11 protein-coding genes are annotated in these 7,837 nt (G+C 60.2%); all 11 read left to right on the top strand.

The genetic code is table 11. The features are described from left to right. On the top strand, nt 1-1,197 hold a 1,197-nt coding region (locus VMR39_RS17275), incomplete at its 5' end, for an NAD(P)/FAD-dependent oxidoreductase (RefSeq protein ID WP_325417330.1). A 40-nt stretch (nt 1,198-1,237) separates the two neighbouring features. Continuing rightward, nucleotides 1,238-1,657 carry a VOC family protein gene (locus VMR39_RS17280; protein ID WP_325417332.1) on the top strand — a complete coding sequence of 140 codons (420 nt, stop codon included), beginning with the start codon at nt 1,238-1,240 and terminating at the stop codon, nt 1,655-1,657. 39 nt (nt 1,658-1,696) lie between these two features. After that, the gene (locus VMR39_RS17285; protein ID WP_325417334.1) at nt 1,697-2,755 is read left to right on the top strand and encodes a hypothetical protein; all 1,059 of its coding nucleotides are present in this window, start codon (nt 1,697-1,699) and stop codon (nt 2,753-2,755) included. An 11-nt stretch (nt 2,756-2,766) separates the two neighbouring features. Further along, on the top strand, nt 2,767-2,892 hold the full coding sequence (locus VMR39_RS17290; protein WP_325417350.1) for a lipoyl domain-containing protein: 126 nt from the start codon (nt 2,767-2,769) through the stop codon (nt 2,890-2,892). Between the two features lie 22 nt (nt 2,893-2,914). Continuing rightward, nucleotides 2,915-3,229 (top strand): SDR family NAD(P)-dependent oxidoreductase, encoded by a 315-nt coding sequence (locus tag VMR39_RS17295; RefSeq protein ID WP_325417336.1) that lies wholly within the window; start codon nt 2,915-2,917, stop codon nt 3,227-3,229. A gap of 2 nt (nt 3,230-3,231) precedes the next feature. Beyond that, nucleotides 3,232-3,597: a hypothetical protein gene (locus VMR39_RS17300; protein WP_325417338.1), complete on the top strand. Its 366-nt coding sequence runs from the start codon at nt 3,232-3,234 to the stop codon at nt 3,595-3,597. 279 nt (nt 3,598-3,876) lie between these two features. Then, a complete protein-coding gene (locus tag VMR39_RS17305) occupies nt 3,877-4,764 on the top strand; it encodes a LysR family transcriptional regulator (RefSeq protein WP_325417340.1) in 888 nt (295 codons plus the stop codon). 123 nt (nt 4,765-4,887) lie between these two features. Then, nucleotides 4,888-5,859, top strand: a complete 972-nt coding sequence (locus tag VMR39_RS17310) for an alpha/beta fold hydrolase (RefSeq protein WP_414712545.1) — start codon at nt 4,888-4,890, stop codon at nt 5,857-5,859. A gap of 22 nt (nt 5,860-5,881) precedes the next feature. Next, complete coding sequence (locus VMR39_RS17315; RefSeq protein ID WP_325417344.1) at nt 5,882-6,511, top strand: pyridoxamine 5'-phosphate oxidase family protein; 630 nt, start codon at nt 5,882-5,884, stop codon at nt 6,509-6,511. Further along, a complete protein-coding gene (locus VMR39_RS17320) occupies nt 6,511-6,981 on the top strand; it encodes a nuclear transport factor 2 family protein (RefSeq protein ID WP_325417346.1) in 471 nt (156 codons plus the stop codon). The genes VMR39_RS17315 and VMR39_RS17320 overlap by 1 nt, the downstream gene beginning before the upstream one ends. A gap of 324 nt (nt 6,982-7,305) precedes the next feature. Continuing rightward, nucleotides 7,306-7,837 (top strand): TonB-dependent receptor plug domain-containing protein (locus VMR39_RS17325; RefSeq protein WP_325417348.1); only part of this gene is annotated, 532 nt, incomplete at its 3' end.

Below are 7,837 nucleotides of genomic sequence, written 5' to 3' on the forward strand. Positions count from 1 at the left end.
GCTGAAATCCATTTATGCAATATGCTCATCATGGCGGTGGGGCCGAACAACAATCCCAATTATCCCCATGTGAAGAATCTGGATCAATTCAAGGGGCCGGTGATCCATTCGGCGACCTGGGACCCGAACGTGGACCTTGAGGGCAAGAAGGTGGTGCTGGTCGGCACGGGCTGTTCGGGCGTTCAGGTTGCGACCGCCATCGCCGACACAGTGGGCGAACTCGTCATCGTCCAGCGCCAGCCGGAGCATATCATCCCCAATCCCCAGGCCCATGCGCCCGTCGCGGAACTGGAGCGCTGGGCGATGGAGCATATTCCCTTCGTCGTGAACTGGAAGCGATTGCAGAGCCTTGAAAGCCAGATGGGCGACATGCGCGGCATGGTGATGAAGGATGAGGATTATGCCCGGCAGACAGGCGGATTTGGCCCGATCAACGACGGAATGCGCCTCTATGCGGAAGCCTATCTCCAGAGCCATTTTCCCGATGACCCGGACATGGTCGGGTTGCTGAAGCCGAACTTCCCCGTCTTTGCCAAGCGACCCATTCTCGACTGCGGTTTCTACGACACGCTCAAGAAGCCCAATGTCGGTATCGTTCGCGGCGAACTGGCGGAGGCGGAAGACCATGCGGTGGTCCTGTCCGACGGCACCCGCATCGACTGCGACGTGCTGCTGCTCTCCACGGGGTATAACCTCCATTTCGGGCGTCAGTTCGACATTCGCGGCAAGGATGGCAGGACGCTGAAGGATGCCTTTGACCCGCATCCGTTCAGCTATGAAGGGATGCTGGTCACAGGCTTCCCCAACTTCATCTTCATGGGGGCGCCCTACAGCTATCTGGTCGCCAACCACGCCGTGGTGAGCGAGCAGCAGGTCCACTACATCATCGAGTTGCTGCAATGGATGGTGGATGATCACCTGTCCTCGATCGACGTCACGCCCGAGGCGACCAAGGCCTTTGTCGATGATGTCGACGCCAATCTCGCCAACACCGCCTGGGTCCAGTGCGGCAGTGCCCATGGCTATTATCGCGACAAGGGTGGTGACGGACAGAAGAAGGTCATCCTGGCCATACCGCGCCATAACTCCCGCATCTGGCATGACCTGCGCTCGCCGCGCGAGGCGGATTTCACCGCGACCCGTCGCCAGGGGGAGGCGCCGGCCGGGCAGCGCGAAATGGCGATGCTGTCGATCTGAGCCCAACGCGAAATTCAGACTATCCAAGAGAGGAAAGACAATGGCTGACCAGATTGCTCCGGCATCCAATCACGGCATGTCCTATATTTTCGGCAAGACCTTCGTGCACGATCTCGACGCCATGGCGTCCTTCTATGAAGCGGTGCTCGGCGTCGTGCCCAACAATCGGCATCAGGATGTCATGTTCGGGCGCGAGATCGACGAGATCACCTATCGTCCTGCCTATCCCGGCGGCCCGGCGTTGACGCTGATCAAATATCTGGATTCCACAGGGCCAGTGGTCGGCGAAGCCGTGCAGGGGTTCCTCTCGCAAGATCTCGAAGCGACGGTCGAGCGCGCCCTGGCAGCGGGCGGCAGCGTCCCCGAACCGATCAGGGAAATTCCCGATTTCGGTATTCGCGTTGCCTTCGTCCTCGATCCCGAGGGGCATGTAAATGAAGTAATTCAAATGCTGTCCTGACAGATTCCGACCTTTTATCCTTTCATTCGGAGACGCCCCATGCTTCGCGATCTTGCCGAAAACTTCCGTCCCGTTGCTCCGCCGCAACTGATCGACAATGCCTATAGCGCCGATCAGCATTGCCGCCTCCTCCAAGCCGTGCGCGACAATGGCCCATGGCCGCTCATTATGGCCGAGAATTTCAAGACCCCTGAAGAGGTGATCGCCACCACTTCCGGCACGATCCCGGAAGGGGTGACGCTGACCTGGGACATGATCGGCCTCAATCCGGTGTTCCGTGGCTATCTGGCGCGTGGTGGCACCTGCTTTTATCCCGAGATTGAAGACTGCTATTATAATTCACGCTTCCTCGAACTGGTCCGCACCTATTGGAACTGTCAATATGCGGAGCCGGAGACATTTCTGTTCAATATCCAGGGACCGACGCCGATTGGTGGACCGCCGCACCTGGACGGCACCGTCTTTCGCGGCATGACCATGGAGAATACGCCGCTCTGGCTGTTGCTCACCATGGCCAAGTCCTGCCTGTTCGACCAGTGGCGTTCGAAAAAAGGGCAGGTCATCGCCTGGTATTATAACGGCGGCATTGGTGGTGGTTTCAACTGCTGGCCCAACGGGCCGAGCGGAGCCCCGTTCCAGATCAACGCGCCCATGTGGGGCCGCGCCGTTGTCGTGGAAAACGAGATGATGTTCCACCATGGCCAGGCTACCGGCCCGGTCGCGCAGCGCAAGCCGCAGGGCATGGACATCACGACGACCTTCGGCGCCGATCCCGAGGATCCAACCGGCTGGCAGCTCGAAACATTCGGCAAGGTGAATCAGAAGGTGCCCGGGCAGGAAATGCGGTTCCTTGTCCATTGGGGAGCCCGCCTGTTCAGGGATCTCGACGATTTCAAGCTGACCTACGATCACCGCGATGACATCTCGCACGACAAGGCGATCAACATGCTGGTCGACGACATGAAGAGGCGGGGCGTACCGTTCGAGGTGCCGACCGATCCGCTCCACGACAATGCGTTCGTTGGCCTGCTCGCCAAGGTCTACGACATTGGCGGCCCCGCCAACATTCCGCCCGATGCCATGGATGAAGCCGCCTGAGGCTGGTCGAGATCGAAACGTCGAAGTCCACGCAGGAAATGGAAGCGCCAGCATCCGGCACGCTGAGCGAAATCCTGCTCCCCGAAGGTGAGGAGGCGGAGGTTCGTACCCATATCGCCACGATCGAGGCGGACTGACTGCCATGACACAGGTATCTCCGTGCTTTTCGAGCGCCTGGCGGAGGCCGCCTATGACCGATCCGGGGACGTCCGCCTGGTAATCAACAATGCAGGCATCGAAACCATCGGCTTCAGCTGGGAAATTCCCGATTCGACCTGGGACAGGCTATTGTCGATCAATGTGCGTGGGGTCGTGCATGGTTCACGCATTTTCGCTCGTCGCATGATCGAAAGCGGCAAGCCGGGCTATATCTCCAACGTCGCCTCCATTGGCGCGTTAGGAATGATGCCCACGCATGCGCCCTATATGATGAGCAAACATGCGGTACTCAGCTTCACCGAATGCCTTTACTGAAAATGCAGATCAAGGGGGCGCCGATCCATGTTTCGGCGGTATTGCCGGCACAGGTGGCTACCCGCATTTTCGAAGATGCGCCGACGGATCGGAAATCGAGCTTCGTAGAGCGCCAGCGCGAGATGATGCATGCGATGGTGTTGCAGATGGGTTTGACCCCGATGCAAGCGGGTGAAGTGATTCTGGAGGGGATCGCGTCAGGCGCATTCTGGGTGTTCACGCATCCCGAAACGACCGCCGAGATCGCCCAGGGTAGGGCGGACTATTTTGCTGGCGAAAAAGAGCGCTATCAGACAGCGCTCGAAAATCTGCTGCGCTCCCCTGCCTATGCTCGACAGATAGCAATGAACGGTAAACGGCAGGCATAAGGCGGCAGCCGCGGCTTTGGCCGTGCCGCTAGAAATGGCAGCTATTTCGAGTCGAATAATAAGGTACTGCCCCCTTTACGGCCAAGCACGGGCTGCCGGGGAAAACCTGACCGTCCGCAGCTGTCCGTCAAAAAGTGGTTGTTGAACGGCCGCAAAAGGTCGAGACAGACAAGGTATCAATCCGAGCCATTCACATGCGGATTGACCAGCCAATGTCACCCCGCGCGCATCGCGGTCGTAAATCTAAATTCGGGGAACGCTTTGGACCGCTGGCAAGCCATGAAGATATTCGTCCGCGTGGCGGAAACTGGCGGTTTCGCCGAAGCCGCGCGACAACTGCATATGAGCCCACCAGCCGTTACCCGCGCAATTTCCGCGCTGGAGGATCAGATAGGCGTGCGGCTGCTGACCCGCACGACGCGGTCGGTCAAGCTGACCGAGGCAGGCCGTGGCTATCTCGACGATTGTCGCCGCATATTGGCCGACATGGCGGATGCGGACGCGGCGGCGGCGGGCGCCCATGGCGATCCCACCGGCACGCTGATCGTCACCGGATCGGTGATCTTTGGCCAGATGTACGTGCTGCCGATCCTGCTCGACTATCTGGACCGCTTTCCCGCCGTGACCGGGCGCAGCCTGTTTGTCGATCGGCTGGTCAACATTGTCGAGGAAGGCATCGATGTCGCGGTGCGGATCGGGCATCTGCCGGATTCGGGGTTGAGCGCCGTTCGTGTCGGGACGGTGCGGCGCGTCATCTGCGGTGCGCCAGCCTATTTCGAACATCATCCCATGCCCCGGACGCCGGCCGACCTTGTCCATCATCGCATTATCGCGCCGACCGGGGCCTGGGCCTCGCCGGAATGGCATTTCGGTCCGGAGGGCAGGAGCAGCGTCACCGTTCATCCGGCGCTGTTCTGCAACACCAATGAAGCGGCCATCGCTGCCGCCGAGCAAGGCTGGGGGCTGACCCGTGTGCTGTCCTACCAGGTCGAGCCGGCGCTGGCGGCTGGAAGATTGGTCACCGCGCTCGACGAGCATATGGAAAAGCCGCTGCCGATCCACGTCATTCATGCCGAAGGGCGGCGGGCGGCTGCCAAAGTGCGCAGCTTCGTCGATCTGGCGGTCGATCGGTTGCGGGCCAATCCGTTGCTCCAGTCGACAGGATGATAATTCCATTTTCAGGAATAATGAGTTCCAGATTTCTCAAATTATCATGAACGACGGTAAGGATTATCTCTGTCTCCAGAAGCTGAAGCCCTTGCTCAGCGCCCCAACAGGGTGGAGAACATGATGAAGAAACTGGTCATTTCGATGCTGCTGGCGACTGCCGGTATCGCTTCCTCGGTTGACGCGATCGCCGCGCCCGCCAGCACGGTCGCCACGCAGGCAAAAGCCACCACGATCCACTATCGTGACGTCACGATCGACGGCGTGAAGATGTTCTATCGCGAGGCTGGCCCCGTCGATGGCCCGGTGCTGTTGCTGCTCCATGGCTTCCCCACCTCGTCGCATATGTTTCGCAACCTGATCCCGCTGCTCGCCGACCGCTATCATGTGATCGCGCCGGACTATCCGGGTTTCGGCCAGAGCGACGCGCCCGACCGTCGCCAGTTCAGCTACAGCTTCGGCAATTATGCTGACATGGTCGACGCGTTGATGGGCAAGGTCGGCGCCCAGCGTTACGCCATGTATGTCATGGATTATGGTGCCCCGGTCGGCTACCGGCTGGCGCTCAAGCATCCCGAGCGGGTCAGCGGGCTGATCGTCCAGAATGGCAACGCCTATGAGGAGGGGCTTGGCGCGTTCTGGGATCCAATCAAGACCTATTGGAAAAGCGGATCGGCCAAGGATCGGGAGGCGCAGGCCTGGCTCGTGGGCATCGACGCCACCAAGTTCCAATATACCGATGGTGTTCGGGACGTGTCGCGGATCAGCCCGGACAATTGGGTCCATGACCAGGCGCTGCTCGATCGCCCTGGCAACAAGGATATCCAACTCGACCTGTTTTACGACTATCGCACCAATGTGCCGCTCTATCCCGCATTTCAGGCCTTCTTCCGCGAGCGCAAGCCGCCGACGCTGATCCTGTGGGGCAAGAATGACACGATCTTCCCCGAGCCCGGCGCGCATCCCTATCGGCGTGACCTGCCCGACGCGGAGATGCATATTCTCGATACCGGCCATTTCGCCCTGGAAGACAAGCTGGATGAGATGGCGCCGCTCATCCGGGACTTCCTCGATCGCAAGGTGGCGGTACGCTGAACCCCAGTGCGGGAGACATACCATGTCCTACGGTTTTCTGGATGTCGCGACGACGCCAAGCGTGCGCGCGGCACAGGCAGAGATGGGCGCGGACGCCCATTGGGCAGCCTTCAACGGCAATCGTGCCTTCGATCGTTTCACCGCCAATGAAGCCAATTTCCTGGCAGCGCGCGACAGTCTCTACATGGGCACCGTATCGGAAGATGGCTGGCCCTATGTCCAGCATCGCGGTGGTCCGGCGGGCTTCCTCAAGCTGGTCGACGATCGCACACTGGCCTTTGCTGATTATCGCGGCAACCGCCAGTATATCACCACCGGCAACCTCGCCGCGAATGGCCGGGCCTGCCTGATCCTGATGGACTATCCGCGGCGCGCCCGGCTGAAAATCTACGTCCATGTCGAGAAGCTGGCGCTCGATGCCGACCCCGCGCTCACCGAGCTCGTCATGGACAATGAGTACAAGGCGCGGGCTGAGCGCATCTTCCGGTTGCGGCTGGAAGCGTTCGACTGGAACTGCCCGCAGCATATCACGCCGCGCTTCACCGAGCGCGAAATTGAACGGGCGGTCCAGCCGCTTCATGAACGGCTGGCGGAACTGGAGGCCGAGAACAAGGCACTGCAGGATCGCGTTGCCAAATTGGGAGAAGGATGATGCAAAATCGGAGACCGCCCCTGCCACCCTTTACCCTGGATAGCGCGATCGAGAAGGTGCGCCTGGCTGAGGACGGGTGGAACAGCCGCGATCCCGCCAAGGTTGCCATGGCCTATACGCCGCTCAGCCAGTGGCGGAACCGGGCCGAATTCGTCGATGGCAGATCTGCGATCATCGCCTTCCTCACGCGCAAATGGCAACGGGAGCTGGATTATCGGCTGATCAAGGAATTATGGGCGTTCCGCGACAACCGCATCGCGGTGCGTTTCGCCTATGAATGGCATGATGACAGCGGCAACTGGTTCCGTTCTTATGGAAACGAGAACTGGGAGTTTGACGAGAGCGGCCTGATGCGTCGGCGCTTCGCCTGCATCAACGATGCGCCGATCAGCGCGGCGGAGCGGAAGTTCCACTGGACGCGGGGGCGCCGGCCTGACGATCATCCCGGATTGAGTGATCTCGGGCTGTAAAGAGCGATCTGCGAAGAAGATCGTCACCGGAAAGCGGAGCGGCGGGACTTCGACACGAAAAATCGGCCTCTCAATGGCAATAAGGGGTCGCTGTCCCTTTTGAGCTGCCGCCCGAGTTCGCGTTTCGGCATTAGCTCGGTGTCTTCGGATCTATTGATCGCCGGCGGATCAGGCCTCTCCTATCTTGGTAATGAATTTACGCACCTCATCCTTGTTTGAGGTGCGGATCGACACCAACATTTTTCGTGAACTACATATAACCGTCATCTAGTCTCCCTATCGGCTCCCGCAGAACAAGAATCTGTCGCATCCGTGGGGACAATCATGAAGTTTATGACCGCCAGCGCGCTTGTCGCGCTGCAATTTGCAGCATGCTCTTTCGCCGTGGCGCAAGATGCCGTGCCAGCCGACGACGGCGCCGGCGACGCGATCATCGTGACTGGCACGCGCGATGCGAAGCGGACCAAGTTCGATGCGCTGGCTCCCATCGACGTGCTGTCTTCGAAAGCGATCGACGGCAGCGTTTCCAACGACCTGTCCGATACGCTGGCCCAGTTGCTGCCGTCCTTCAACGTACAGCGTCTGCCAGCGGCTGATGGTCAGGCCTTTGTCCGTCCGGCTACGCTGCGAGGCTTGTCCGCCGACCAGACCCTCGTGCTGGTCAACGGCAAGCGCTATCACCGCTCCGCCCTGCTCGGCACCCGCGGTGCGCAGTCGGCTGACCTTGCCACCATCCCCAATCTGGCGATCAAGCGAATCGAAGTGCTGCGCGACGGCGCGTCGGCGCAATATGGGTCGGATGCGATCGCCGGCGTCGTCAACATTATCCTGGACGATCAGCCGGGCATGGAGGCCT

The organism is Sphingobium sp., from assembly GCF_035511395.1.
Lineage (GTDB): Bacteria > Pseudomonadota > Alphaproteobacteria > Sphingomonadales > Sphingomonadaceae > Sphingobium.